This window comes from Paraburkholderia phymatum (genome assembly GCF_038900715.1).
Lineage (GTDB): Bacteria > Pseudomonadota > Gammaproteobacteria > Burkholderiales > Burkholderiaceae > Paraburkholderia > Paraburkholderia phymatum_A.
Window position 1 is genome coordinate 51,405 of record NZ_JAYMRZ010000029.1, and the last position, 26,080, is coordinate 77,484.

Sequence of the window (26,080 nt, forward strand, 5' to 3'; positions counted from 1 at the left end):
TCTAGTACCCGCCGTTCTGAATAGAGCGCAACGGGTTGTCGCTGGGCATGTCGCCGGGCGGCATCACGAGCATCGGTGGCGGCGCAGGCGCGGCAGGCGGGGGCGGAGGCGCCCCTTGCACAGCGGGCGCGGTGTATGCGCTCGACGGCGCGGCGTATGCGTTGGATGGAGCACCGCCGTTGTTCTCGCTGCCCGCCGGCGCCTCGCCCGCGCCCTGCTCGGCAGGCGGTGCGGCTCCGTTGGCAGGCGGCGCGGCTCCGCCCGCCGGGGGCGGCGGCGGGGGCGGCGGTGGCAAAGTCGAATAGCGCCCGCCGTAAGGCTGCGGTGGCGGCGTCGTCCGCGGCTGCACGGGCGGCTGGCCAAACGCGCTCGCGGGCGGCGACGGCGCCGCTGGCTGCTGGTTCTGAATGCTGCTTTGCGGCGTGCCGGCCGCGCGTCCCGTCGTGCCCCCACCCACGCTGCCCGGCTTGCGGATCACGGGGCTCGGCGCAGGCGGCTCCAGTTCCGCGACGACGGGATCGAGCCGCAACTGGTCCGCGTGCACGTTGACGTCGGTGCCCGACCACACTTCCTGCGTATCCGCGTCGGCGGCTGTCTGCGGACGCACGATATGCGGCGTGATCTGCAGCACGATTTCGGTTTTCACGCGATCGGCGTTGTGATTGGAAAACAGCCGTCCGAGCACGGGCAACTGGCCGAGGCCCGGCACCTTGTCGGCCGTCTCGCGGTCCTGATCGGAAATCAGGCCGCCGAGAATCTGCGTTTCGCCGTCGCGCAAACGCAGGCTCGTCGACGCATTGCGCGTGCCGATCTGATACGCGAGTGTCGTCAGCCCCGCCTGCGAGCTGTCGCTCTGAATGACCTTCGTGATGTTGCTTACTTCGAGGTTCAGCTTGATGCCGACATCGCCGTCACGATAGACCTGCGGCTCGACTTCGAGCTTGATGCCGACATCGAGGTACTGGACCATCTGCGTATAGGACGGCCCGCTCGTGCTCGGCGTGCTCGAACTCGAAATCACGGGCACCTTGTCGCCGATCAGGATGCGCGCCTTTTCCTTGTTGCGCGCGCGGATGCGCGGACTGGCTAGCAGGTTCGCGTCGGTATCGCTGAGCTTGAAGTTGGCCGTCGCGGACAGCCCGCTCACGTTCAGTGCGTTGATGGGCAAGTGATGCAGCTCGCCCCATGTGTTGGCCGTTGCCGGCGTCGCCATCGTGAACGTATTCGGCCATTCGATGCCGAGGTCAGTCATGCGATCGTGCGAGACTTCGAGCACCTGCACTTCCATCATCACCTCGGGCTCGGGAATATCCTGCGCGGCGATCATCTCCTCGGCCACGCGGATCGTATCGGGCGTGCCGCGTATCGTGACCGTGTTCGCGCGTTCGTCGACGACGACTTCCTTGAGCTTGAGCAGACTCTTGAGCAAGCCCTGAATCTGCTTGGCGTCGACGTTCGACAGCTGGAACGTGCGCACCTTCAGCTCTTGATATTCGAGTTCCTTTGCAGGTGTCGCCGGATAGATGAAGAGCGTATTCGCGTTCAGCTGTTTCTTGTCGAGCTGGCTCTGCATCAGGATCATGTCGACGGTGTCCTGCAGCGTCGCGTTCGTCACGAAGATCGTCGTCTTCAGATCGGCGCGCACGTCACGGTCGAAAATCACGTTGAGGCCCGTCGTTTTCGACAGCGCTTCGAACACCATGCGCACGTTGGCATCGCGGAATTGCAGCGTGACGGGCGTACGCATGATCGACGACGCGGCGATCTTCTCCTCCTTCAGCGCGCGCTGCTGATTGCGTTTGTCCTGAATCTCCTTGAGCATCTGCTGCGCCATCGGATTGGTCGGGTTCTGCACGAGCACGCGATGCACGCGCTGTTCCGCGAGCGCATACGAGCCGCGCTGCATCATGCGGTCGGCTTCCTGCAACGCGGTGAGATCGCGCCGGTCGCGGTCGACCGCCGCGCCGATCTTGCGGCCGCGCTCGCTCGCCGGATCGATCTGATACGCCTGGCCGAGCTTCTGCGCGGCGAGGTCGTACTGATAGCTCGCGCGGTACGCTTCCGCGTCGTCGAGCAGTGCATTCACACGTCCGTCGCGGTCATGCAGATAATCGATCTGCAATTGCGCGTTGGTGGGATCGTTCTGGCGCGTCGCGGGCTGCGTCACGCAGCCGCCGAGCGCCAGCACGGCCAGCGCGATGCACGCGGCCTGCCGCTTCATATGAGGCATGCCTCGCGAACGGCGCGCAGGGGACGCTGGGTCTGGCGGATGGCGCGTCGGCGAGCCGCTGTCCCCGTTGCGGCTCTGATCGCGGCTGCGTGCGGCTGTCATTGTTTTCCTTCCCCTGGTATGGCGATGACCTGCTTCTGATTCAGCGGCAAATACGTCAGCACGACATCGCCGTCGGAAATCGACTCGACGCGATACTGTCCATCGACGATTTCGCCCTGCGACACGATCAGCAACTGATCGCCGCTGCTCAGGAATACGCGCGGCTTGAGCGTCGATCCATCCAGCTTGCCGAGATACACATACGGCATGGGCGGTGCGGTCGGCGGCGGCGGAGGCTCGGGCGGCGCCTGCACCACGGGAGGCGGCGGCGGCAGCCACGACGATGCGGCGAACGGGTTGTTGCGCGATTCGAGCGACGTGGGCTTGCGCAATGCCGTGAGCTTTTCGCTCGGCGTATCCGCTGCATGCGATGCGGACGACGTCGCCGCGCTTGCTGCGTTCGCCGTTTTTCCCGGCGCATTCGTCCGGCGCTCTTTCGCCGCGTCGCGCGCGGACGAAGACGGCAACGCTGCTCCATGACGCGCGGGATTCACGGCCGCCATCGCCGCCGAACCCTGCGACGCCCGCCACTCCTTCACCGAGAGCGCAATCGTTGCGACCAGGCAGAGGCCGAGCACGCTGCGGCGAACGAGGTTCGGATTCATGGCCGCGCCGCCCCGTAGACGAGTTCGAACCGGACCCGCGCATCGAGCACGCTGCCGTCGACGGCGGGCCGCTCGACGTGTATCTCGCGCAAGGCCGCGTTCGGCAGGTTGTTCAGCACCGACGCAAGAAAACGCCGGATCGCGCCGTACTGATCCTTGACGGGCAGCAGCATCTGATAGCGGACATACCGTCCACCTGAGTCGGCGACGACGAGATATTCGGCGGAACCGACGGTCAGTTTGTTTTCGCTGGCACGCGCGAGTATCGCGGCAATGTCGTCGGCGCTATGGGCGAAGCGCGGAAAGAGATCGGGCAAGATTTCCAGCATCGCTGCGTCGGCGGATGCGCGCGCTTCGCCGGCAACGTCCGCTTTCTTCGCGGCGCGCGCGGGGCTCACTTCAGTCGACAGATCGCGCGTGCCCGCTTGCATGCGCATCGCGCCATTCGCCATGACGGCCGCCGCGCACATCAACACGACGCCCGCGAGCCCCGGCACGCCAAAACGGCGCACCAGTTCGAAGCGCAACGTGAGAAGGCGCTCGCGCACGGAATCGGCGTTCATGAGCGGCTCGTTCATGACCGGCTCCATACGGCGGTGATCTGAAACCGTACCGGCGTGCCCGGAACGTTGGCTTCGATCTCGTGATCGTTGAGCACGGCCTCGCGCAGCAGCTTGCTCGATTGCAGGTAGCGCAGGTACGCGATCATCGCGTCGAAGTTTTTCGCTTCCGCCGTGATGCGTATCTGGCTCTGCACGGGATTGTGGTCGATGCCGATCAACGCGACGTCATGGTCCGGATAGTCTTCGAGGATCGACAGAAGGTCTTGCCACGGCACGGTCAACTCGCGCAACACGGCGAGGCTCTGCTTTTCCGCATGCATCGCGGCGGGCGTGGGCTGCGCCCTGACAGGATGCGTCTTCGCGAACAGCCGATGCCGTGCCTCTTCGAGCCGCGCCTGGACGCGATCGTTGTCGTCATACGCTCGCCACAGCAGCACGCCGCTCGCGAGCAGCAACACGACGGCAACGCCCAGCACGACGAGCCCCGCTGGCGCGAGGCGCGGCCGGTTGCGAGCGAAGTCGATGTGAAGCGGCTCGCTCATTGCGCGTACTCCAGCAGACGGCACGCGAAGCTTGGGCGTGTCGTATCGCCTGCTTCGTTGCCTGCTTCGTTGCCTGCTTCGTTGCCTGCTTCGTCGCCCGTCTGATTGGCTGCGTCTGCAACGGATGACGCAAGCGCGGTCACGCTCGCAAAGCCTGCTTGCAGCGGCGCGTGATCGACATCGAAGCCGTACAGGCCGAGCGCGCAGTCCTGGCGTTTCGTCTTCGACCCTTCCGCGCAATGCTCGAACGCCTGCTCCGCGAGCGCGGCGATCCGCACGGGATCGTCTGCATCGCCATCGAAAAGACGCTGCGCGTCGTAGCCGATCCAGTGGCCCGCTTCGATCAGCACGGCCTGCATCAGCGCATCGGCTGCGAAGACGAGCATCGCGTTCGCACGAGGCATGCGGTTCAGCGTGCGATTGAGCATTTCCGGCAGGCACAGTTTCAGCGCCTCGACATCGACGCCCGCCGACGTACCCGTCTCGCGGATGCCGTCGACCAGCGTGCGCGGCAACGCGCTCGCGAACAGCGCGCGGCCGCCGCGCTGCACACAGGCGCGCACGACGATCGCTTCCGCGTCGACGCCATACGTATCGACGAAATGCGCGCGCGCGATCTCGTCGATGTCGCGCGTGCGCAGCGTGCGGAAGTCGCCGCGCAATATCGCGTGATTGCCCCAGAAATCGTCGAGCACGATGTGCGCGCGACGGTTTCGCGAAGGCGCCTGCTTTGCGGGCGGCGCGCCGTCATCGGATATCGGCGCGAGCGCTGCGCGCAAGGCGTCGAATACGCCGCTCTCGGTGAAGCGCTGTTCGTCGGGCATCAGCACGCTGCGCGGTGAACTCGCCGGCGCTGTCTTGCGAACACGCGTCCAGCGCAACGAACGCGACGCGCGCGGACTCACGGCAATCTCGCGCGTGCCGATGCCGACGTTGACGCTGCCGCCGTGCGAATCATTCGACCATGGTGACACGGTTGATCTCCTCGAGCGTCGTCTCGCCTTTCTGCACGAGCTTCACAGCCGCGCCGCGCAGCGTCTGCATGCCCTGACGGAATGCGGCTGCCTTGATCTGCGTGAGCGGCGCGCGCTCCGACAGCAGCTGGCGAAGTTCGTCGTCCATGCGCAGCGCCTCCGCGACGGCGCGGCGTCCGCGATAGCCGCTGCCACGGCACGCGGCGCATCCCGTGCCGCGCCGGAACAGATAGCCGCCCGCCGAATCGGGATCGATGCCCGAGCGCGCGAGCGTGTCGGCATCGACGGTATCTTCCGTCACGCAATCGGGGCAGCACTGCCGCAACAGCCGCTGCGCAATCACGCCGTTGAGCGCCGACACGAAGCTGTACGGATCGACGTCCATGTTCGTGAAGCGGCCGATCACGTCGAACACGTTGTTCGCGTGTACGGTCGTGAAGACCTGGTGGCCCGTCAACGCGGCTTGCACCGCGATCTGCGCTGTCTCGGGATCGCGGATTTCGCCGACCATGATCTTGTCGGGATCGTGCCGCAGAATCGAGCGAAGGCCGCGCGCAAAGGTCAGCCCTTTCGCCTCGTTGACGGGAATCTGCAGGATGTCCCCCAACTGGTATTCGACGGGGTCCTCGATGGTCACGATTTTTTCGAGGCCGTCGTTGATCTCCGTGAGGATCGCGTAGAGCGTCGTGGTCTTGCCGCTGCCCGTCGGCCCTGTGACGAGCAACATGCCGTAGGGCATCGCCGCGACGGTGCGCATGAAGCGCGTGTCGTCCTGCTGAAATCCCAGCGCTTCGAGCGTGAGCCCGCCCGATGCCTGCGAAAGCTGATAACGGTCCAGAATGCGCAGCACCGCGTCCTCGCCGAACTGGTTCGGCATGATCGACACGCGGAAGTCGATTTCGCGGCCCGCGTAGACGGCCTTGAAGCGCCCGTCCTGCGGCACGCGCCGCTCGGCGATATCGAGTTCGGAGATCACCTTCACGCGCGACAGCACCTGATCCGCGACGTCTCTCCCTTCGACGCGGCCGACCACCGTCAGCACGCCGTCGACGCGGCATTTGATCATCAGCCCGTTGGCGCGACATTCGAGGTGAATGTCGCTCGCCATCATCTTCAGCGCGTCGTAGATCGTCGAGTTGAGCAGGCGCACGACGGCGCTGTCGTCGCTGCTGATGCCTTGCAGCGTCAACGCGAGCGACGCGGAGTCGGCGGCATGCTGGCTCGTCTGGTCGAGCGCGAGCGAGTCCATCGCGCGCACGTCTTTCTCGCGCACCGCGAGCCACGCGGTGATATCGCCGACGCTCGCGAGCGCCCATCGATAAGGCACCGTGGGCCGCGCGCGCATGCGCTGCTCGATGCTGCCGCGCGTGCGCCGGTCGAGCGGATCGGCGATCACGAACAGCAGGCCCCGTGCCATTTCGGAATCGCCTGCGACGGGATCGCCTGCTGCGGAATCGCGAAAGCAGATGCACAGGCGCGTCGTCGCCTCGACGAACGGCACGATGTCGAAGTCCGGCTGCATGCCGTTCAGCGTTTGCATCGCGATGGGCTGCATGTGACATTGCGCGGCGAGTCGCGCGAGCACTTCGTCCGGGCTCGCCGATGTTTGCGACAGCAGGTCTTCGAGCGCGCGCAGGCCGGAACCGTGCCGTTCGGCGAGCACGCGCAAAGCGTTGCGCAGATCGACGCTGCCCGTGCCGTCGATTCCGTTCGCGATGCTCGCCGTGTCCATGACGTCCTCGCCTGCTATTGAACGCTCGACGCGATTTCGAAGATCGGCATGTACATCAGCACGACGATGCCGCCGATCACGACGCCGATGAAGATCATCATCGCGGGCTCGATCAACCGCGAGATCAGATCGATTGCGCGTGCAACCTGCGCCTCCTGAAACGCGGCGATCCGGTCGAGCACGGGGCCGAGGCCGCCCGTCTTCTCCGCGACGGTCAGGAGCCGATACGTGATCGCGTCGGCCAGCGACGCCTGCTGGAACGCGTCGGAAATCTTCGCGCCGTTGCGCACCTGATCGAGCGCGCGGCCGAGCGCCGCCTGATCGGAACGGCCGACGAGTCCTCTCGCGAGATCGAATGCACGCACGGCGGGAATGCCGCCGTCGACGAGCATCGCCGTCGTGCGAAAGAACTGCGACTGGCGAAACACGCGGAAGTACTGGCCGATGCCGGGCAACGCGAGCATGCGATCGGCGATCCAGTCTCGCGTGGACGGACGGCGCAGGACGATGGCGCCCGCGATCGTCAATACGGCAAGCGCGATCGCAAGCGTCTTGTCATGCGCGTGAACCAGGCTGCCCCACGCGATCAGCAGTTGCGAAAGAAGCGGTAGCTCGCGTCCGCTATGTTCGAGCAGCGTCGCGAAACGCGGCACGACGAAGCCCAGCAGAAAGAGCACGACAATAGCGCCCACCACCAGCAGCACCGTCGGATAGATCGCCGCCGACACCACGCGCGAGCGCAGCTCGTGCAGCATCGCGCTGTTGCGCGAATAGCGCGTGAGACTGTCGGCGAGACCGCCCGTCTGCTCGCTCGCCTTCACGCATGCGACGAGCACGACGGGAAACACGTCGCTCGCCTGTTCGAGCGCCGCCGACAACGACTGTCCTTCTTCGAGACGCCGCAGCAATCCGCGATAGACGCCCGCCGAGCTTTCGCGCCGCTCGTTGCTCGCGAGCGTGCGCAACGCATCGACGACACCCACGCCCGCCGACAGCAGCGCCGCGAGCTCGCGCGCGAACAGTTCGACGTTGAACTTGCCGCGCACGAGTGCCGGCGCGCGCATGCGCAACGGCGCGCCGCTGCGTTCGCCGCGCACCGACACGACTCTCAATCCTCGTGCGCGCGCGAGCGCCGCCGCAGCCGCCGTCGAATCGCTTTCGACGCGCACTGTCTGCACCGCCCCGCTCGTATCGAAGACTCGCAGCACGTACTTCACGTCGCTTCTCCTCGCATCGCCCTGCTCAGGTACGCCTCACCGGGATTACCAGGACATCACGTCCGAGTTCTCACCCGCGCCTCCCGGCTGGCCGTCCTTGCCATACGAATACAGGTCGTAGTCGCCGTGCTCGCCGGGCGCGCGGTACTGGTAGGGACGGTCCCACGGGTCGGGCGGCACGGCCTTCTGCAGATAGGGGCCGCTCCAGTGCGGCGCGTCCTGCGGCTTCGCCATCAGCGCCTGCAAGCCTTCTTCCGTGGTCGGATAGGCGCCCACATCGAGCCGGTATTGATCGAGCGCCTTGCCGAGCGATTCGATCTGCGCGCGCGCGATTTTCGTATTCGACTTGCCGATCTGCTCGAAATAACGCGGAGCGACGAGGCCCGCCAGAAGACCGATGATGACCATGACCACGAGAAGTTCGAGCAGCGTGAAGCCGCCCTCGCGCGCGGCCCGTGCGGCCTGTGCGGCCCGTGTCGCGTTTCGTGCATGCGCAGCGCCGGGTTTGCCGCATGGGGACATGAACCGGATGTCGCTCACGTTGTTGTCCTCCCTATGACTGCCGCGCTCGCGCGGCCAGGACGCCTGAGTGCATTCTTGTTCACGTCCGCATGCGCGCTAAGTAGGGAGACTCGTGCAAACGGATGGGTAAAGACCCTCCAGTTTTTCGCAGCTCAAATGAAGTAGTTCAACCCATTGCCCGCTTCTTCGGGCAGCGCGAGCACGCCGAGTTCGAACGCCACGCGCACGAGTCCCGTCGCATTCGATACGCCGAGCTTGCGCATCAGGCTCGCGCGATGTTTCTCGATGGTCTTGGGGCTCAGGCGCAGCTGCTCGCCCACTTCGCGATTGGTGCAGCCTTCCGCGACGAGGCGCAGCACGGTGCGCTCGCGGCAGGTCAGCGCGCTCCAGGTCTGCGCGTGCTGCACGTTCGACGCGACGCCGCGCGGCTCGCCGTGCCGCGCGCCGTATTCGTCGAGGGTCGCGTTGGGCAGGCCGAGCATGACGACGCGCATCGCTTCGACGAGCTCGTCGAACGATGTGTCCTTGAGCACATAGCCGTCGACGCCCGCCGCCAGCGCTTCGCGCATGTGCATGTCGCTCGCGTGGATGGTCAGCGCGATGATCCGTATCTGCGGCGCCTGCCGCTTGATCTGCGAGATCGCTTCGACGCCGCTCCTGCCGGGCATCGACAGATCCATCAGGATCAGATCGGGGAGCAGCGACATGGCGAGACTGCACGCCTCGACGCCGTCCCTCGCCTCGCCGGCGACGCTGTATTGCGGCAGCGCGCGGACCATCGAGCACAGTCCGCCGCGCAGCAGCGGCTGGTCTTCGGCAATCAGCACACGGTGGATCTTCTCCACGTTGCACCTCCGAACGGCGGGTTCACGATCCGTTGCTGCCGACGACCTCGTGATACGCGCTCAACAGCTCATCGGGTGTCGCAAGGCCGTCGAGCCGCAGCCATGGCTTGCCCGGCGCGGCGCGGAAAAATGCAACGGCTGTGTGGTTCATCTTGTCGCCGCGATAGACGTTGAACGCGCGCTGTGCCGCGATGCTCGCTTCCACCGTGCCCGTGTAGTACTGCCATTGCGGACCCGCGCCGAAGCGCTCCGCGTAGGCCTTCAGCCGTGCGGGCGTGTCCTCTTCGGGATCGATGGAGATCGACACGATGTGGACCTTGTCGCGCTCGCTGCCCAGTTCGCTCTGCAATTGCTCCAGGGTCTGGCTGATCATCGGGCAGATCGTCGTGCATGACGTGTAGATGAAAGTCAGCACGACGGGGCGGCCGTCGTTCAGTTCGTCGACGAGCGACACGGCCTTGCCGTCGTCGCGCACGAGCGTCACGGGCGGCAGCGCGTAGTCGGCCGTCGTGCGCGTCGTGCCGGGCGCCATGTCGTGATGATGCGCGTGCATCTCGTGTTCGCCCGTCATCGAGTGAAGCTTGTCTTTCGACTGGTCGTCGTGAGTGGGCAACGCGTCGGCGGGCGCCGTTGCGTCGTGCGCGGCGGGCATCGGCATGTCGTCCATCGGCATGTCGGCGGGCATCGCGTGAGCGGGGGCCGCGGCTTCTTCCGTCGCGGTGTCCTGTGCTTTCATGCCTGCCGACGCCGCCTCTTTCATCACCCGCTCTTTTGCCGTCATGCCTTCCATTGCGGCATTTTTCGACGCGCTGTCCTGCACCGTGTTCTCGCGTCTGTTTGCGACGGCATTTGCGACGGCATCGTCGGCCTTGTCCTCGTCCATGTTCATCGAGGCGTCGTGATGTTGTGCCTCCATCTGCGCGTCGGCCGTGGGTGTCTGTTGCGCGTCGGCGCTCACCGCGGCTTGCGCGGCCAGTCCCGCGCCCGTCAGGACGAGCGCGCCGATTACGAGCGTGTGGGTGTTCATCGCAACCTCCTCTTCACGAAGCAACGGGCTGCGAACCAGGGCCCGGCGCGCAATTCGCCCTTGCTCGTTCAGTCTCGTCAAACGGATCGGCAGCGTCATTGGATGAAGCTACCCAAAGCACGGTAGGGGACTTCCACCTGCGGGATGACCCGCCGCGCGAGGTACGGTATTCCCCGTACGTATCGCAGCACCTGACCCGTTGCGGCGCGTGCGGCTCGCAGCCTACAATCCCCGAGCGGCTTCAGAGTTTTTCGGGTCAACGAGCCGGGAGCGCCCATGGATGCCATTACGCCGCCTGAACCGCCCGTGAGGCTGCGCGATCTGATCGACGCGATGCGCAAGCTGGGCAAGGCCATGCGCGACACGGAGCCGCAAGCGGCTCACGTCAGCGATGCGCGCGGTGCGGCGCTCGCCGTGACGACATCGGGCGGCGCGATCGTCAGCATGAATCGCAGCGCGGCGGCGCTGCTCGGCTACTCGGGCGCCGAACTCGCCGGCAAGCGCCTCGCTGACATCGCGCACGACGAGGACCGCGCGGACGTCGAAGAGCAGCTATACGCCGTCGATGCAAACGAGCGCCTCGGCTCAACTCGCTCATTCCGTTCGTTCGACGTGACGCTTGCAGGCCGAACCGGCCATCGCATGCCCTTGCATGTGTATCAGCAGACGTTTGCCTCCGGCGATGCCGATGCGCCGCTGCGTCTGCTGCTGTTCGTCGAGCCGCTGCCCGCATATGGCGAAACGACGCCGCATGAAGCGGCACAGAAGGATGCATACAGCCGGTCGATCTGGCTCACGCGCGGCCAGCAGCGCGAACGCGAACGCCTTGCCGCCGAGCTTCACGACGGCATGGGCCAGGCGCTGACGCTGATCAAGCTGATGGTCGAAGATGCGCGCATGCGTCTGCGGCGCGGCCAGGCCGACGATGCCGCGCATCTGCTCGATTCAGCAGTGCTGCAGATACGCGACACGATCGGCGAAATGCGGCAGATATGCGGCGAACTGCGGCCGCTCGCACTAGAGCGCCTGGGGCTGCCCGCTGCGCTGAGCACGCTTTGCCGGCGCGTCGAGCAAAGCGTCGAGACATTGCGCGTCGTGCTGTCGTGCAATGTCGAGGACAGTGCAATCCCCGAGCATCTGAAGGCGGATATCTTCCGCATCGTTCAGGAAGCGCTCAACAACATCGTCAAGCATGCCGCCGCATCGGAGATCCGCATCGAATTGCAGCGCGACGCCGCGCATCTGCTTCTGTCGATACGCGACGACGGCGCAGGCTACGACGCACATCCGCTTCGCGCTGACGACGCCAGTTCGAATGGGCTCGGCCTGATCGGCATGCAGCATCGCGTGGAAGCGCAAGGCGGCGCATTCACGATGAGCGCGTGCGATGACGGCGGCACCGAAGTGTCCGCGCGCTGGCGTGTTTAGCGCTGCGTTTTCAGTTGCTTCTGCTTCAGTTGCTTCTGCTTCAGTTGCTTCTGCTTCAGTTGCTTCTGCTTCAGTTGCTTCTGCTTCAGTTGCTTCTGCAAGCGTTGCCCGCAGCGTTGCTCGACGTGCGGCAAGCGGACAGCACTAGCCCGCCGCCGTGCCGCTCAGGCGCGGCATCGCGCCGTTTTGCGCATCGCCCGTTTCGTCGTCGGCTTGCGCGCCGGCAACGGGCAGGCGATACAACTTGTCTTCCGTTTCCGGCTCCGCGCATTTCGAGGCGAGCGACGTCAGCAGTCCCATGCTGATCGCCGCGAGCACCAGTTCCGTGACGTTCTCGATAGCGAGTTTGTGCATCACGCTCGCGCGGTACTTCTCGATCGTCTTCGGACTCAGATTCAGATACTGGCCCACCTGCCTGTTGGTCCGCCCTTCCGCAATCAGCTTCAACACGCTGCGCTCGCGCGCCGTCAACAGGTCCCACGCTTTCTTCGGCGACGCGATCTCGCGCCCCGTCACGAACGAGTCGACCATGAAGCCATAGACGTCGGCGCTCAAATGCTTCTTGCCGTGCATCACGGTACGCATCGCGAAGAGCAATTCATCGAAAGACACGTCCTTCAGCACGTATCCGTCGACACCCGCGCGCAACGCTTCGCGCACGTACTCTTCGCTCTGATGCACCGTCAACGCGATGATGCGCACGAGCGGCGAGCGCCGTTTGATGGCCGCCGTCGCGTCGATGCCGTTCATGCCGCGCATCGACAGATCCATCAGGATCAGGTCGGGCGCAAGCGTCATGGCGAGCTGACACGCTTCCTTCCCGTCGCGCGCTTCGCCGATCACTTCGTATTCGCCCTGCGCCGATAGCATCGAACGCAGTCCATTACGCAGCAGGTCGTGATCCTCTGCAATGATCACCCGATGTTTGATATTCACGTTCGGCTCCTCGTTTCCGAAGTGTGCGGGCTTGAGCAGCGAGCACAAAATTCTTCTTCTTTCTATTGTTACTTTCTTTAGCATTACGCATATATTTCGCTTACCTGACAACGCGTGCCCAAGCTCAGTCCTGGCCCGCGTTTGGCCAAGAAACAGCAAGCTTCTTGCCAACTTCGCGCGGCCAGTCCGGGTGTCAGCCTGTTTAAGAAACGTCAAGTTCCGGTAAAAATTGCGCCCGAAAACGTTTCATTTCTGATTCGTTCCTGTCGAATTCACCGCTCCGTAATAAGCGACGAAAAGAGAGAACCGACGCCAAAGCGCGGGTCGCCTGGCAGATTCCACCCACGCCGGTTCGAGCCGCCTGATTTGCTTTCCATGCTTGCATCCACCCGCCGATACGCAGCCAAAGCACGCGTTCCGTCAAACCTGGCCCACCTGTAACGTTTCTGTACAGTGGGTGAAAGCCCTCCGCTTGCGCGCCCGAAAACGGGGGACTCGCCCCATTGCTGCCCGCTGGACCGCACAACACAATCAGAGCACCAGCGGAGAACGATCATGCGCGGGCATGCAGCGACACGACCAGCTCATCCGGCGTCCGCGCCATCCGTCGTACTCGCGGTTGTGTTCTTCGCGCTCGCGCAGCATGCGAATGCCGACATCTTCGGCAAGGTCGACAAAACCGGGGCCGTCGTGCTGACGGATACGCCCGGCAAGGCAGGCATGTCGCTGATCGTCGCCGCGCCTGCATCCGCGAGCCGTGCGAAAGAGCGGGGCAATACGCCATCCGCTCGCGTCGACAATGCACAGTTCGAAATGGTGATCGCCGAGGCCAGCGAGACCTTTCACGTGCAGCCCGAACTGTTGCGCGCGGTGATCGACGTGGAATCGCGCTACAACCCGCGCGCCGTTTCCGATAAAGGTGCGTTGGGCCTCATGCAGCTGATGCCCGATACCGCGCGCCGCTTCTCCGATGGCGACATGTTCAACCCGCGCGACAACGTGCTCGCGGGCGCACGCTATCTGCGCTTCCTGCTCGATCTGTTCAAGGACGACATGGAGCTGGCGCTCGCCGCGTACAACGCCGGAGAAAACGCGGTGATACGCGCCGGTTATCGGATTCCGTTGATTCCCGAAACGCGCGCCTACGTGCCGCGCGTGCTCGAAAAATACCGGCGGATGCTGCCCGCCAGCAGTTGATCGCAAACCGCAACGGCGGCATGCAACGCGACACAGCTATGGCACGATCCAGTCGCTATCCGCGACGACACGCAGCGGGCCGGCTTGCGCAAAGCGCACGATATAGCCGCCCTTCGACGCGAAGCGCTGGCCAGGTGCGAGCGTCAGGCGCGGATAGTAGCCGGTGAGAATGCGATGCTCCAGCATGTCGTCGATGCGCTCGACGAGATAGTCCCGCACGAACGCATCGACCATATGGCTCAACGTTTCCGCGAGCAGCCCGCACGCGAGATAGGTGTCCGCCTGCACGCGTTCATCGACGACGGGAATGTGCCGTATCGCGAACCAGCCGAATGCATAGTCGACACGCACACGCCGGCCTTGCGGCAGATCGACGGGATACGCGACACGCACGCTGTCTCGCCAGCGCGAAGGCAACGGCGCGCGGTCCAGACCGCCCATCAGGCCGGACAGATACACGGCCGTCGAAGCGGGCGGCGCATCGCCGAGCGCGGCGATGTCGGGTGGCCTGAGCCATAGCACGAGCGCGTCCGCATGCGCCGCGCCGTGCAGCGCCGTCGTGACGCGCGCGTTGGCAGATAGCGCGCGATTCTCGACGGCCACGCCCTGCTTCCTGAGATCCGCCGCGAGCGCCTGGGCCGCCGCCTCGCCGCTGTCGCCCGCCCGATAGATCTGGAGCACTGTCTTGACGGGACGCCCGGATGCGGAGCCCGTCGGCTCGCGCATCCCCTTCGCGATCAGTTCCGCTTCGAGCAGCACGCCGCGCGAGAAATACATCGAGTAGAAATCGTGCTCGCTTTCGACGGGCACTTCGACATTCGGAAACAGACACGGCACCTGTTCCCGCTCGCAGAAGTCGTGAACGGGCGCCCAGTTCCTGCCGCCCAGGCCCGACAGCACGGCGAACACCGGCTGCCGCGCGAGATGCTCGCGCAACTGCGCCTGCCATGTGTCCGGCGCGCCATGCAGTTCCCACACGTGCAGTTCCCAGCGTCGGTTGACCATGAACATCATCTTGCGCGACGAACGCAACGCAGGTGTCGCGCCCAGCGGCGCCGCGTTCTTGTCGGCGAAATAGTGTTCGAGGACATCGAGCATTCCGCGACGCTTCACAGGATCGGCGTCGGGCGTGACGATCGTCGCGAAGTGCAGCACGGTGTCCGTCACACCGGGCGCTCTGCGTCTGTCGAGCGTCTTCAGGTAATCGATCAGCGCATGCATGTCCGCGTCATTGAGCGCGAATTGCGGCATCAGATAACCGAGCGGCTTGCCTTCGGAATCGATGCCCTCGCGGATCGCGCGCGCGAGCGTCGCTTCCGTATAGGGCTCGCGGCTGGTGCGCATGCCGTCGATGAACGGTATCGTCAGTTCGTCCGGGCTCTGCGCAGGCGGATGAAACAGATACTGCGCGGCGATCGGCGGGATCGTCGTGTTGCCTTCCTTCGAGCCGAGCCCGCTGCGCCGATGGCAGTTCACGCACGCCGCCGTCGCGCCCCGCATCGCGACTTGCCCCTGATGCGTCGCCTCGACGGGTTGGCCATCGCCGGCGATGCCGTCACGAAAGATCGCCTCGCCGACGTCGACGGGCGGCGCGCTTCGAGCGTGATGCGCGCACATCAGCAGGCCGGCGGCGAGCGCGATCGATAGCAGTAAATGCAGCAGGCGCAACAGGCGCAGCGCGCGCAGCGGCAACGCATCCGCCCTCGCGAAGAGACCGCTCGCCATGGCTAAGGCACGGGACGCAGCGCCGGCATGCCGCTCACGCCCACGGCCACCGATGCGCGCCGCCCCGGCAACGCGGGCTTGATGAACATCGCGTCTTCGAGCGGCGGATTCACCGAGATCCGCTCTAGCACGAGCCTGTCTTTTTTCGCCGCGCCCGTCACGCCGCTTTCGATCACGAACGGCACCTGCAAGCCGTCCACTACGCGATAGTCGCGATACGTCACTTCGATCGTGACGGGCGTGCGCGACAGGCCCGGTGCTTCGCGATCGTATTTGATGTCGAGAAACGATGCGGCATCGACCCACACATGCCGATGCGCGCCCGAAGGCAAGGTCACGGCAAGCCGATAAGCGTTCTTCCCTTCGACGGCATCCATGCCGTCGAGCGCCACCGCAATGCCCTTCGCCGTGTGATCGAGCAACGGCCCGTCGATCACCTGTTCGTCGCGCGCGTAGCGGATCTCCGCTGGCGTATAAGGCTGCACGTCCGGCGCGCCGCCCGACGACGGCCGTATCTTCCAGCCTTCCTTGCCGTCGAATATGCGCACGATCCGCTGGCTCATCGCCGTGATCTCGAAGCGCGTGCTGTTCGGCCGCCGCAGCGCCAGCATGAACGGCGCGTTCGGATTCGGCGCATTGGCGCTTTCGACATGTCCCATCCAGATCATCGTGCGGACCTTGCGCCAGGCTTCGTCGCCGCCGCGCGCGGCCGCGTTCTTAGCGATGATCTCGTCGACCGTGAGCGGCAGTTCGGCGGCGGGCATCTGCGCCCATGCGAGCGCGGACACACAGCCCGCCAGCAGCCATGGCGTGAAGCGTTTCATGATCGTGCCCCCTCGAACGCGCGACATCATCTGCCCGCGACCTTCGCAGGCGCGGACTGCGGTTGCGCGGGCAACTGCGGCTTCGCGAAGAGCGCATCGTCGGCGGGCTGGTTCACGGTGACACGCTCGATCGTCATCTGATGCTTCTGCTTCACGCCCGTCACCTGCGTCTCCAGCAGATGCGGCACCATCAGTCCGTTATCGCGACGGTAGTCGCGGTAGTAGACGGCAACGGCATGCATCCGGCCGTCGAGCTTGCGCGGATCGCCATCGATCTTCAGTTCGAGATAGCTCGACGCGTCGATCCACACGTGCCGTTGCGCATGATCCTTCGTCGTCAGCAGAAGCTTGTATGCACGGTGCCCTTCGACCGTTTCCATGCCCTGCAACGCGACCTGGCTGCCCTTCGCTGCATAGTCGATCAACGGGCCGTCGAGGTCCGCCGTCTCCGCCGCCGATTTCGCTTCAGCCGCCGAATACGGCTCGGCGACATTGCGGCCGAGGAACGGCCGCACCTTCCAGCCCTGCATCCCGTCGTAGACCTGGAACGCGATCTGGTTGTCGAAGTTCAGCTCGAAGCGGCTCTTGTGAGGCCGCTTCATCGTCATGACGAACGGCAGCTTGACGGGCTTCTTGCCGCCGACGTCGATCTGTCCGCTCATCGTCATTGTGCTGACCGCGCGCCACGCCTGCAATCCGCCGCGCGCGGCCACGTTGCGCTCGACGACCTGCGCCGCGCTCATGCCGCCGCCACCCGCCGCCAGCGCAACGTGCGAGATCGCGCTCGCCGCTATCGCGCCCGTCGTGCAAACCGCCATCAGAATGCCCCGAGTCATGTCGATCTCCTCAATGTCGTGCCGCATGTGCAACGTGCGTGCGCTATTCGACGACCAGCCCGTCTATATGAAACGAGCCGATCAGCACGTGGACGCGGTCCCCCGCTTTAACCACATTGCCCTTGTTCGAAAACACCATCCAGTATTCCTGGCCGACCTCGAGCGTGCCCGTCTGACGCAACTGGCCGATGTTGTCCATCACGGGCACTTCGAGCAGCACATGATTGGCCTCGCCGTACAGATAAGGCGTCGTGCCCTTGTCGCCGAGCAGCTTCGCGAGCGCCGGGTCCGTCACGCGATAGCTGAAGCGCAGCAGATTGCCCGACGCCGTGCGCCGCACGCTCATGTTGTCGATCCCGCGCACCGATTGATAGAAAGCGCGCGCGTGACCCGGCAGCTTCATCGGCACGTACTTCGACGCGTGCGAAGCGTGCTGGCCGCCGCCATGCATCGCGACGGGCTGCACCCGCTGCGGCGCCGCCTGTACCGGCTGCGTCTGCTGCGCCGCCGCCGGCATCGCCGGCAATGCGGCACAGCAGAGGCACGCGGCCGCGGCCGTTCTCGCCGCGCGTCTCATTGCACGACTCCCGTGGTCGCGTTCGCCTGCGGACCGCCCGTTCCCGCCGCGCCGCTACCCAGGACCTGGTTGAGCAGGTCGAGCAGCGCGCCCGGCGCGAACGGCAGGTTGCCGCCGGCAAAGAGCCCCGTGCGCGGCAGCTCCACCGCGCCGATGTCGTAGCCGCCGCTCTGCGGACGCTGGGTGCCGAAGAAGTCGTGATTCGGCGCACCGGCGTTCGTGCCCGCGTTGACGGCGGGCGACCCCGTCTTGATCGAGTAGTTGCCGAGCGGCACGCCATAGCCCGTGCTGCCCGAACCCAGCGTCATGTTGAAGAGCGACAGCGGCCCGTATGACATGTTGATCCACTGGTTGCCTTCATCCGGCGTCGCCGACGGCAGCAGGCCGAACAGCGGATTGGGCAGCACGGTGTCGGCAATGCCGGGCGGCACCGCGAAGCCGTTGCCTCCGCCTTCGGGCGGCACGCGCGCGCCGTTGCAGTACATGCTCACGACGTTCGGGTCCGCTCCGCTGTTGTGCGCGTTCGGATAGTCGCTTGCGTCCGTGAGGATCGAATACTGCGGCGTGAGCGTCATACCCGACGAGTGATCCGCCGGCTTCGTATCGCCATAGGTCCCGATATCCCAGTACACGGCATTCGGATCGCAGTAGCCGGTCTGATGTCCCGCCTGGTTCAGCGTCGGGTTCAGCGTGACGGTGTTCTGCAAGCCCGGGATGTTCGGATTCAGCCCGCCCACGGTGATGTAGAACGTGCGGTTCCTCCAGAACACGTCGTTGTTCAGCACAGGGAACGAGAAGTGGCTGCAGTCCTGCCCGGCCGGACAGCCCGCGTTGCCCGCCGAGAACGCCGTCAGGAAGTTCTGCGTGTGCTTCGCGGTTTCGAGGCCGGACGGCTGCATCGTCGACGTGGTGATCGGGCTGCACGTCGTTTCCGAGCCGACCGTCGTGCAGTTCGGCGGCGGGATGTTCGCCTGCGAAGCCAGCGCCGTGTTGAACAGCACGCCGGCGGAAGCCGTCGAGTCGTTCGACATCACCGTGTTGTTGATGAAGTTCACCCGCACGGCGTCCTGCACCGACACGCCGCCGCCCGACCAGCCCGCCACGTTGTTCGCGATGATGTTGTTGATCACGTTCACCTCGTACCAGCGGTTGCGGTTGCGCGGGCTGCGCTGCACGTCCGTGCCGTTGATGCTCTGCAGCCGCAGGCCGCCGCCCTTGCCGCTTTCGGCCGTGTTGCCGACGATCAGGTTGCCGTCGATCACGAGCCCCGGCCCGACGCCGTCCGAGAGCTGCGGCGCGCAGTCGATATCGACGGGGTTGTTCTCGCAGAACGTGCCGTCGGGCGGCACGCCCTGAGCGATCACGCCGCCGCCGTAAGTCGGCAGTGTCGGGTTGTTGCTCTGGTTGAACAGGATCCAGTTATGCGACAGGTCGCCGTTGTAGCTGAAGCCGAAGTGCGCGACACCGCCGCCGTCGCCGCTGCTCATGTTGCCGCAGACCCAGTTGTAGTTGAAGTGATAGTTGTCCGCGCCCGAGCAGAACGTGACGCCCGCAGCAGACGAAGGCGTCGTCGAGTTGATCTCGTCGCCATACGATGCATTCGACGTCACCGAGTTGTGGTGGACGTTGACATGCGTGTTGTACGCGAACGGCTCCTGCGTGAAGCCATCGTTGGCGATCGTGCCGTCGGGCACCTCGACCTGGCCGATCGTGATCCCGCCCGTCAGCGTGCCCGCATTGCTGAAGACACGGTTGTTCGACACCTCCGTATAGTGGTTCCAGCCGTGCAGGAAGATGCCGCCGCCGCCCTGCGAGCTGTTCGTGAACGTGATGCCGTCCACACGCGACGGATTGCACAGGAAGTTGCTCGAATACGTGTTGCAATCCGTGTTGCTGGCCGTGAGCGGCACGCAGACGCCGTTCGCCGTGCAGTTCGGATCGGGCTGCAGCTGGCCGCCGACGCGCACGTCGCGCACGCCCTTCGCGAGCACGGTGATGCCCGCGCCTTCGTACGCGCCCATCAGCGTCGGCTCCATCAGCAGCTCGCCGAGATTGCCGTTGAGCGTGTTGTCCCAGCCGACCGTCGGCTCGAGCGGAATCGCATCGACCTGGCGTCGCATCGCAGTCGAGCACGCGTACGTTCCCGACGGATCATACGGATTGCTCGACGTGATCGGGCTGCCGTTGAGCGCGACGCCGAACAGGCAGTCGACCTGTCTGCGCCACGGATCGACCTTGCCCGACGGATGCGTGTTCGCGTTCACGACCACGCTGGGCGCGCCCACGCCTTGCAGGCGCACCGGCTTCCACATCAGCAGCATCTCGTTGTAGTTGCCTGGACCGACGATGATGAGATCGCCCGGCGTCGCCTTGTCGATGGCCATCTGCAACGCGTTGCTGGTACCGTTCTCGCCGCCGACGTAGGTCGGCGCCTTGCCGCCGATCGTCACCGTCACGGTATCGATCGACTTCTTGCCGTTGCCCGACGTGATGACCAGTTCGCCGCAGCGCGTCTGCGTGTTGATGCCGCGCTGCTGGATCGTGCAGCTCGACTGGTTCGCCGACAGCGACGGCACCCTGACGACGATCTGCGTATCCGACCACGAAGCCACCGGCGCATTCACGCCGCCGATCGTCACCGACCCGGAGCCCTGCTGCGCGCCGAAGCCATAGTGCCGCGTGACGAACTTCTGGTTGTACGGCGCCGTGGTGGCAGCGGGACCGCCATACGCGTGGTTCAGCACCTGCTGGTCGCCGAGCGCCTTGATCGTCAGCGTATGGTTGGCCGCGCTCACCCACGGACCCGCGCCGCCGTTGCTCGTGTCACCCGTCACCGACGAGATCGCGGGCGTCGCATCCGGGTACGCGCAATCGGGCGGGTTGTAGCCGTCCGCGAACGCGGACACGGGCACGACGGGCGTATCCATGTATTGCGTCTGTCCCGGCATGAACGGTATCTCGTAGCAGAACTGGCTGTACGCGGGGTTGAACAGCGGATCGCGGATCGTCTGCCCCGGATGCGCGGGGTCCGGCATGTCGGGATCGTTCATGCAGGCGACCATCATCGTCGGCGCGTAGCCCGTCGGGTTCGGCGGATTCACTTCCCACGTCGAGTAGTTCATCCCGTTGAAGATGCCCCACTGGTCCGAATACACGCGGCTCACTTCGTTGCCCGCGAAGTCCTTCAGCGACACGGGCACGTTCGGCACCGCGAACTTCTCGCCGAACTGCGGCGAGTACGGATCGAACTCCGACGAGAAGTCGTCGAGCATGAAGCCCGTGTAGTGCGCGGCCACGTGCGTCGAGCTGAACACCCAGAACTTCGCGAGCACCGACATCTGGTTCGTCAGCACGACTTCCTTGCGGTCGCACAGGTGCCGCGATGCGCCCGCGAACGGCGCGACTTCCTGCGAGCCGGGGAACAGGCTGATGAAATCCGGCACGACGCGCAGCGCGCCGACGCACGGCCAGAACGTCTCGACGCTGCCCGTGTCGCCTTCGTGACGCGGCGACGAGCCGAGATCGGTGGTCGGGTTCTGCGGGTTGTTGCGGTTGTACGCCGAGTTCACGGCCGCCTGGTCGGGCAGGATGAAGATGTTGCCCAGCCCGCCGAACTGCTGCGTGACGGGCGCGATGTAGTTGTCGCCGATCAGGATGTTCTTGTCTTCCTCCTTCACGAGCTCATAGCCCGGCGGAACGATGATCTCGACCACATACTTGCCCGGAGGCAGCATGAACGAGCCATCGGCCTGCTTGCTGCAGATCGTGCAGTTCGAGCCCGTCGGCGTGCCTTTCGACACGTCGCGTCCCGTCACGCTCGGGAACTGGTACATCCCGTCATACGGCGCGGGCTGCAACTGGTTGAACGCATGCATGCCGTCGTAGCACTTGAACTGCGAATGCGCAGGCAGCGGGCGCTTTTGCGGATCGAGCCATTGCGGGCTGTCCGTCAGCGTGAAGAAGAACGGATCGGTGGTTTCCTGGCCCGGGCAGTTCATGTTCGGCCTGCCGTCCGAACGGAAGCCCTGTGCCCAGTCGTCCCAGCTGCTCGTCTTCGTCGTGTCGACCAGCGTCAGGCTCTGCGTGCCGTCGGGCGCCGTGCCCTCCGCGTACAGATTGACGGTCACGTTCGGCACGTTGGGCGTCCAGCTCGTATGCAGCAGCAGCGCGGGATCGTCGAACGGACGCGTCGACGCGTAGATCACTTCGCCATGAATGCCGCCGTTCTCGTTCTCGCCGAACGGCGCCTTACCGAACTCGATGAACGAGTTCTGGCCCGAGAAGCCCTGCCAGCCCATCGTCGTGACCCACGGCGGATCGATGCGGCCCGTCGACGGGCTCGTGCCCGAGCGGTCGTTGCAGTCCGCGTCGTTGCAGTAGATCGCGCCAGGCACGCGCAGGTCGGACGGCAGATGCGACGTCGACGATTCCTGCGTGTTCGCGAAGTTCGCCGCAATCGACGAGCTGCCGCCGCCAGGCGTGCCGTCGGGCGGTCCGCCCGAGTCGTAGACGACATGCACGCCCGTCTGCTTGTAGCGCGTCGTGTCGGCCTCGGCGACGTACCAGTTGAAGAGCGGGAACACTTCGTTGAACGACGCGTAGCCGTTCAGGTCCGTGTTGTTGAAGTTCGAATAGCTGCCGTCGCGGAAGCGGATGTTGGTCGGCACGAGCGCGAGGCCGGGCTCGCTGTCCTGCGAAACGCCATCGCCGTTCGTATCGATGAAGGTGCGCGTATAGAGGTTCGTATGCCATTGCAGCACGGGCAGGTCGCCGACGTTCTGCACCTGTCCGCCCTTCAGTTGCACGGCAGTCGCGAGACCGTCGACGATCTGGTCGTTCCACTGGTCGAACACGGTGATGCGGAACAGACCGTCCGGCAGGCCGTTGATGCTGAACGTGCCGTCCGCGTTGCACTTCGTGAACGCGACGTCTTCGAGATCGGGATCGCCGACGCTCACATAGCACTGCGTGAAGCCCAGCGAATCGCGCGAGCCGCTGCTGTAGAGGTTTTCGTTGGGCGGACGGCTGTAGTGCAGATTCGTGATCTTGCCCTTGATGCCGTTGTTGCACGCCACGCCGTTGCAGATACCCGGCAGCCGCGCGTTGATGATCTTCGGATTCGCAAAGCCGATCGTCACGTGGAAGCCCGCCGGTCCGAACTCCTGGAAGTACGCGGGGCCGCCCACCTTGATGAACGCGTCATGCGCCTTCTGGCCGTCGAGCGTATTGGTCTGCAGCCACTCCTCGCCTTTCGCGATGCGATCGGCAGCCGGCGTCGCGACGACGCCATAGCGTCCCGGCATCAGGTTCGCGATGATCGCCTGGCCCACGAGCGGCGACATCGTCTTGCCGTCCGATTCGAACTTCGGGCAAGTCGGGATCATGCCGACGAGACCGTCGCTCGCGGCCTTCGTGATCGGGCAGGCGTCGAGGCCCGTGCTCGGATCGATCGTGCCTTGCAGCGAATTCGACAGCGGCATGTTGAACATGTCGTAGGTCATCTGGCCCGTCGAATCGCCCGTGCCGCCCGCGTCGTCGAAGAGCTTGATTTCGAAGCCGCCGAGGCCTGGCTCGCGCGCGGTGCCGAATGCGTCGGTGCCGCCGCTCACGTCGACTTCGCCGTTCACGGGCGCATCGTCTTCGAACACGAACACGGAAATCTTCGCGGTCTGCAACGGCGTCTGCTGCAACAGCACGTTGACGGCATGCTGCGCGGGCGCGATCTGCGCGCCGCCCATTGCGTGTCCGCAGGTGCCCGTGCCGGGCGCGAAGTCCGGGCCGCCCGGACCCGACGGACAATCCTTCGCGATATCGAAGGGCCGCTGCGGGCCGTCGGTATTCTTCGGATCGACGGGCTGCGGCGCGCCCGCGCCAGCCGTGAACGTGTTGCCGGCGTCGCCTGGCAGGATCGACAGGTAGTAGTGTTTCGTCGGATCGAGCGCGACCTGCGATGGATCGACAGGCGTCTGCTGGGCGGCATCCGTGCGGCACACGCCGTTGCCGACGTCGCACACGGCGGCCTTGTGCTGGTTGTCCTCCGGATCGAGCACGGTCTGCCCCGACTCGCACGACACCGCGCCGACGCATCCCGCCGCGACGACGGGCATATAGCTCGTGTGGAAGCTCGTGCCGAGGCTCGGCACGGGCAGCGGCGGGCATGACGCGGGCCGCGTCGTCGACGAGTTCACCTGGCAGGCGGGATCGATCTGGAACGTGCGGTCTTCCTCGATGATCCAGCGGTAGTCGTTGATCGGCGTGCCCACCTTCGCGTCCTTGACCGCGACGACGAGACCACTGCCGCCCCTGAAGGTCACGGTGACGGTCGCCGCGTTTGTGCTCGCCGTTTTCTGCGAATTGACGGCGTTGTAGTGGAACGTGACCGTCGCCGTCGCATTGCCGACGGGTGGCGAATTGGGCGCGACGTTGAACGAGCCGTCCTTGTTCAGCGTCACCGTGCCGCCCGTCACGCCACCGGCGATGGCCGCCGTGAGCGGCAGCCCCGACGGATCGTGGTCGTTGCCAAGCACGCCCGGCGCGCCGACATGCAGCTGCGACGCGATATTGCTGCTGAACGCGTCATCCGATGCGGTGGGCGGGCCCGACTGGCAGCTCTGGCTCCCTGAGCACGCGTTGAGCATCACGGTGGCCGTCAATGCGGGGTTGCCGTTGGCCTGATAGACGAAGCTGTCCGATGTCGTGTTCGTGTTCGGCACATAGGTGAACGTGCCGTTGGGATTCAGCGTCAGCGTGCCGCCCGCCGGCTGCGTCTTGATCTGCACGCCGTAGACGCCCACGTCGTTTGCGATCAGGCCCTTGCCGGGGTCGGAGACGGTCAGCGTATTGCCCGCAACGAGATAGTACGAATCCGGGTTCGCCTTCGCGTTCGCATTGCCCGCCGCCGAGGTCGGCACCGCGCCGCCGTTTACGCTGATATAGCCCTGCATGCCGCCGTCGCGCTGATTGTTGGTCGACAGGCTCAGCTGCCGGTCGAATACAGGCAGCGCCAGCGCGCCCGTCGCGGGCGAGTTCATCATGATGTCGTAGGTCTTGCCGGCGGGCATGAACACCGCGCTCTGCACGCGTGCGTTGCCCGGCAGCACGTTGCCGTCTTCCGCGATGAGCGAGAAGCCGGACGCGGGCGGCGTGCCCGTTTGCGCGCCGACGACGGACGGCACGTGCATGCGCAGGCCCGCGTTCACGAAGCGCAGCAGGATCTGGCCTGTCGTCGTGCTGGTCGATGCGGGCGCCGTGACGGGAAACGCGGAGCCGTTGGCATTCGACCGGTCGAACGCGACGCCGTTGATCAGGTAGTAGCGCGGATCGTAGTTCACGGCAGGCGGATAGCACGTGCCGTAAGTCGACGACGCGGGATTGCCGCAGCCGCCCGACAGCCCGGACCACACGCGCGTCTCGCTGAAGCCCGGCGTGGCGACGGCCGTCGCCACGGCCTGGTTCTGCACGGGGTCGATCTCGCTCAGCACGAGCGGCAGGTCCGCATCGTATTTGATGTTCGGATAGGCCGTCCCCTGGGACGAGCCCGCCGTGGGCGGCGTCGTGACGACGAGCACGCCATAGAGACCCATCGGCCCCTGGATCGACGGGTGCGTGCCCGATTCGATCAGATAGGTGCCGGGGCGCAGATTGTTCCAGGTGAGCGCCGTCGCACTGCCGACAGCCGTAGGCGACTGCTTCACTTCAGTCGCGAACGACTGCACGCGCGGCGCTTGCGCGGGCGGCGTGAAGCTCGCTCCGCTGCCGGTGCCGGCAATGGGCCAGGTCGTCGCCGTCTGCGTCGGGTGATCGGGGCTCGCGGTCCTCGTGGGCGTGGCGCCGAGACCGCCGCCCAACTGGCCGACGATCACAAGCGAAGTCGGCACCTTGCCGGGCAGAGCGTTCACGAGGTTGATCGTGAGCGAGCCGGGCGGCGTCGTGATCACGACGGGCGACCAGTTCGCGCCCGCGCCCGGATTCGTCGCCGCGCAGGTTGCGGGCGAAGCGGCCGGCATCGAGCAGGTATAGCCCCACATCGGCACGACCTGCCCATCGGGAAGCGCAATCGTCTGGGACTTTGCAGTGAGGGTCACGCTTTGCGCGCAGACCATCGCGCTTGCCGTCATCAGCGCTGCCGCCACGGCACACTTCACGAGGCCGGCAAGCGTTCTGTTGAAATCGCTGGATCTCATCGCGATTCTCCCCGT

Annotated in this window: 18 protein-coding genes; 2 read left to right on the plus strand and 16 right to left on the minus strand. The window is 65.4% G+C overall.

Annotation, left to right across the window (positions count from 1 at the left end):
• Position 1: 1 nt before the first annotated feature.
• From VSR68_RS36295 to VSR68_RS36340, 10 genes are all read right to left on the minus strand, one after another.
• Positions 2-2,230, minus strand: a complete 2,229-nt coding sequence (locus tag VSR68_RS36295; RefSeq protein ID WP_342944350.1) for a secretin N-terminal domain-containing protein — start codon at positions 2,228-2,230, stop codon at positions 2-4.
• A gap of 98 nt (positions 2,231-2,328) precedes the next feature.
• Positions 2,329-2,937: a hypothetical protein gene (locus tag VSR68_RS36300; protein WP_342944351.1), complete on the minus strand. Its 609-nt coding sequence runs from the start codon at positions 2,935-2,937 to the stop codon at positions 2,329-2,331.
• The gene (locus tag VSR68_RS36305) at positions 2,934-3,500 is read right to left on the minus strand and encodes a hypothetical protein (RefSeq protein ID WP_342944397.1); all 567 of its coding nucleotides are present in this window, start codon (positions 3,498-3,500) and stop codon (positions 2,934-2,936) included. Before VSR68_RS36305 ends, VSR68_RS36300 begins: the two co-directional genes overlap by 4 nt.
• Positions 3,501-3,511: 11 nt before the next feature.
• Positions 3,512-4,042, minus strand: coding sequence for a hypothetical protein (locus tag VSR68_RS36310; RefSeq protein ID WP_342944352.1), 531 nt, complete (start codon positions 4,040-4,042; stop codon positions 3,512-3,514).
• Positions 4,039-5,016 (minus strand): hypothetical protein, encoded by a 978-nt coding sequence (locus VSR68_RS36315; RefSeq protein ID WP_342944353.1) that lies wholly within the window; start codon positions 5,014-5,016, stop codon positions 4,039-4,041. The genes VSR68_RS36310 and VSR68_RS36315 overlap by 4 nt, the downstream gene beginning before the upstream one ends.
• A complete protein-coding gene (locus VSR68_RS36320; protein WP_342944354.1) occupies positions 4,997-6,748 on the minus strand; it encodes a GspE/PulE family protein in 1,752 nt (583 codons plus the stop codon). The genes VSR68_RS36315 and VSR68_RS36320 overlap by 20 nt, the downstream gene beginning before the upstream one ends.
• Before the next feature lie 14 nt (positions 6,749-6,762).
• Positions 6,763-7,965: a type II secretion system F family protein gene (locus VSR68_RS36325; protein ID WP_342944355.1), complete on the minus strand. Its 1,203-nt coding sequence runs from the start codon at positions 7,963-7,965 to the stop codon at positions 6,763-6,765.
• Between the two features lie 45 nt (positions 7,966-8,010).
• Complete coding sequence (gspG, locus tag VSR68_RS36330) at positions 8,011-8,505, minus strand: type II secretion system major pseudopilin GspG (protein ID WP_342944356.1); 495 nt, start codon at positions 8,503-8,505, stop codon at positions 8,011-8,013.
• Positions 8,506-8,639: 134 nt separating this feature from the next.
• Complete coding sequence (locus VSR68_RS36335) at positions 8,640-9,332, minus strand: response regulator transcription factor (protein WP_342944357.1); 693 nt, start codon at positions 9,330-9,332, stop codon at positions 8,640-8,642.
• A 22-nt stretch (positions 9,333-9,354) separates the two neighbouring features.
• Positions 9,355-10,017 (minus strand): SCO family protein, encoded by a 663-nt coding sequence (locus VSR68_RS36340; RefSeq protein WP_428983668.1) that lies wholly within the window; start codon positions 10,015-10,017, stop codon positions 9,355-9,357.
• 618 nt (positions 10,018-10,635) lie between these two features.
• Here VSR68_RS36340 and VSR68_RS36345 point away from each other — a divergent pair.
• On the plus strand, positions 10,636-11,787 hold the full coding sequence (locus VSR68_RS36345) for an ATP-binding protein (protein WP_342944358.1): 1,152 nt from the start codon (positions 10,636-10,638) through the stop codon (positions 11,785-11,787).
• A 144-nt stretch (positions 11,788-11,931) separates the two neighbouring features.
• On the opposite strand, the gene VSR68_RS36350 is transcribed toward VSR68_RS36345, so the two are convergent.
• Positions 11,932-12,723: a response regulator transcription factor gene (locus VSR68_RS36350; protein ID WP_342944359.1), complete on the minus strand. Its 792-nt coding sequence runs from the start codon at positions 12,721-12,723 to the stop codon at positions 11,932-11,934.
• A 555-nt stretch (positions 12,724-13,278) separates the two neighbouring features.
• On the opposite strand from VSR68_RS36350, the gene VSR68_RS36355 reads away from it, so the two are divergent.
• A complete protein-coding gene (locus VSR68_RS36355) occupies positions 13,279-13,920 on the plus strand; it encodes a lytic transglycosylase domain-containing protein (RefSeq protein ID WP_342944360.1) in 642 nt (213 codons plus the stop codon).
• Between the two features lie 36 nt (positions 13,921-13,956).
• Here the strand turns inward: VSR68_RS36355 and VSR68_RS36360 are convergent, their stop codons facing one another.
• The 5 genes from VSR68_RS36360 to VSR68_RS36380 are packed head-to-tail and all read right to left on the minus strand — an operon-like array spanning position 13,957 to position 26,065.
• Positions 13,957-15,645, minus strand: a complete 1,689-nt coding sequence (locus tag VSR68_RS36360; protein WP_428983666.1) for a c-type cytochrome — start codon at positions 15,643-15,645, stop codon at positions 13,957-13,959.
• 2 nt (positions 15,646-15,647) lie between these two features.
• On the minus strand, positions 15,648-16,469 hold the full coding sequence (locus VSR68_RS36365; RefSeq protein WP_342944361.1) for a hypothetical protein: 822 nt from the start codon (positions 16,467-16,469) through the stop codon (positions 15,648-15,650).
• A 26-nt stretch (positions 16,470-16,495) separates the two neighbouring features.
• Positions 16,496-17,305, minus strand: coding sequence for an outer membrane lipoprotein-sorting protein (locus VSR68_RS36370; RefSeq protein WP_342944362.1), 810 nt, complete (start codon positions 17,303-17,305; stop codon positions 16,496-16,498).
• A 43-nt stretch (positions 17,306-17,348) separates the two neighbouring features.
• Positions 17,349-17,882 (minus strand): hypothetical protein, encoded by a 534-nt coding sequence (locus VSR68_RS36375; protein ID WP_342944363.1) that lies wholly within the window; start codon positions 17,880-17,882, stop codon positions 17,349-17,351.
• Complete coding sequence (locus tag VSR68_RS36380) at positions 17,879-26,065, minus strand: choice-of-anchor Q domain-containing protein (RefSeq protein WP_342944364.1); 8,187 nt, start codon at positions 26,063-26,065, stop codon at positions 17,879-17,881. The genes VSR68_RS36375 and VSR68_RS36380 overlap by 4 nt, the downstream gene beginning before the upstream one ends.
• Positions 26,066-26,080 lie beyond the last annotated feature (15 nt).

Excerpts from the sequence above, each read along its gene's own strand:
- VSR68_RS36370 (WP_342944362.1), bottom strand. The coding sequence starts at position 17,305 with ATGACTCGGGGCATTCTGATGGCGGTTTGCACGACGGGCGCGATAGCG.
- VSR68_RS36310 (WP_342944352.1), bottom strand. The coding sequence starts at position 4,042 with ATGAGCGAGCCGCTTCACATCGACTTCGCTCGCAACCGGCCGCGCCTC.
- VSR68_RS36380 (WP_342944364.1), bottom strand. The coding sequence starts at position 26,065 with ATGAGATCCAGCGATTTCAACAGAACGCTTGCCGGCCTCGTGAAGTGT.
- VSR68_RS36300 (WP_342944351.1), bottom strand. The coding sequence starts at position 2,937 with ATGAATCCGAACCTCGTTCGCCGCAGCGTGCTCGGCCTCTGCCTGGTC.
- VSR68_RS36355 (WP_342944360.1), top strand. The coding sequence starts at position 13,279 with ATGCGCGGGCATGCAGCGACACGACCAGCTCATCCGGCGTCCGCGCCA.
- VSR68_RS36320 (WP_342944354.1), bottom strand. The coding sequence starts at position 6,748 with ATGGACACGGCGAGCATCGCGAACGGAATCGACGGCACGGGCAGCGTC.
- VSR68_RS36295 (WP_342944350.1), bottom strand. The coding sequence starts at position 2,230 with ATGCCTCATATGAAGCGGCAGGCCGCGTGCATCGCGCTGGCCGTGCTG.
- VSR68_RS36360 (WP_428983666.1), bottom strand. The coding sequence starts at position 15,645 with ATGGCGAGCGGTCTCTTCGCGAGGGCGGATGCGTTGCCGCTGCGCGCG.
- VSR68_RS36365 (WP_342944361.1), bottom strand. The coding sequence starts at position 16,469 with ATGAAACGCTTCACGCCATGGCTGCTGGCGGGCTGTGTGTCCGCGCTC.
- VSR68_RS36340 (WP_428983668.1), bottom strand. The coding sequence starts at position 10,017 with ATGCCCGCCGACATGCCGATGGACGACATGCCGATGCCCGCCGCGCAC.
- VSR68_RS36305 (WP_342944397.1), bottom strand. The coding sequence starts at position 3,500 with ATGAACGCCGATTCCGTGCGCGAGCGCCTTCTCACGTTGCGCTTCGAA.
- VSR68_RS36375 (WP_342944363.1), bottom strand. The coding sequence starts at position 17,882 with ATGAGACGCGCGGCGAGAACGGCCGCGGCCGCGTGCCTCTGCTGTGCC.
- VSR68_RS36345 (WP_342944358.1), top strand. The coding sequence starts at position 10,636 with ATGGATGCCATTACGCCGCCTGAACCGCCCGTGAGGCTGCGCGATCTG.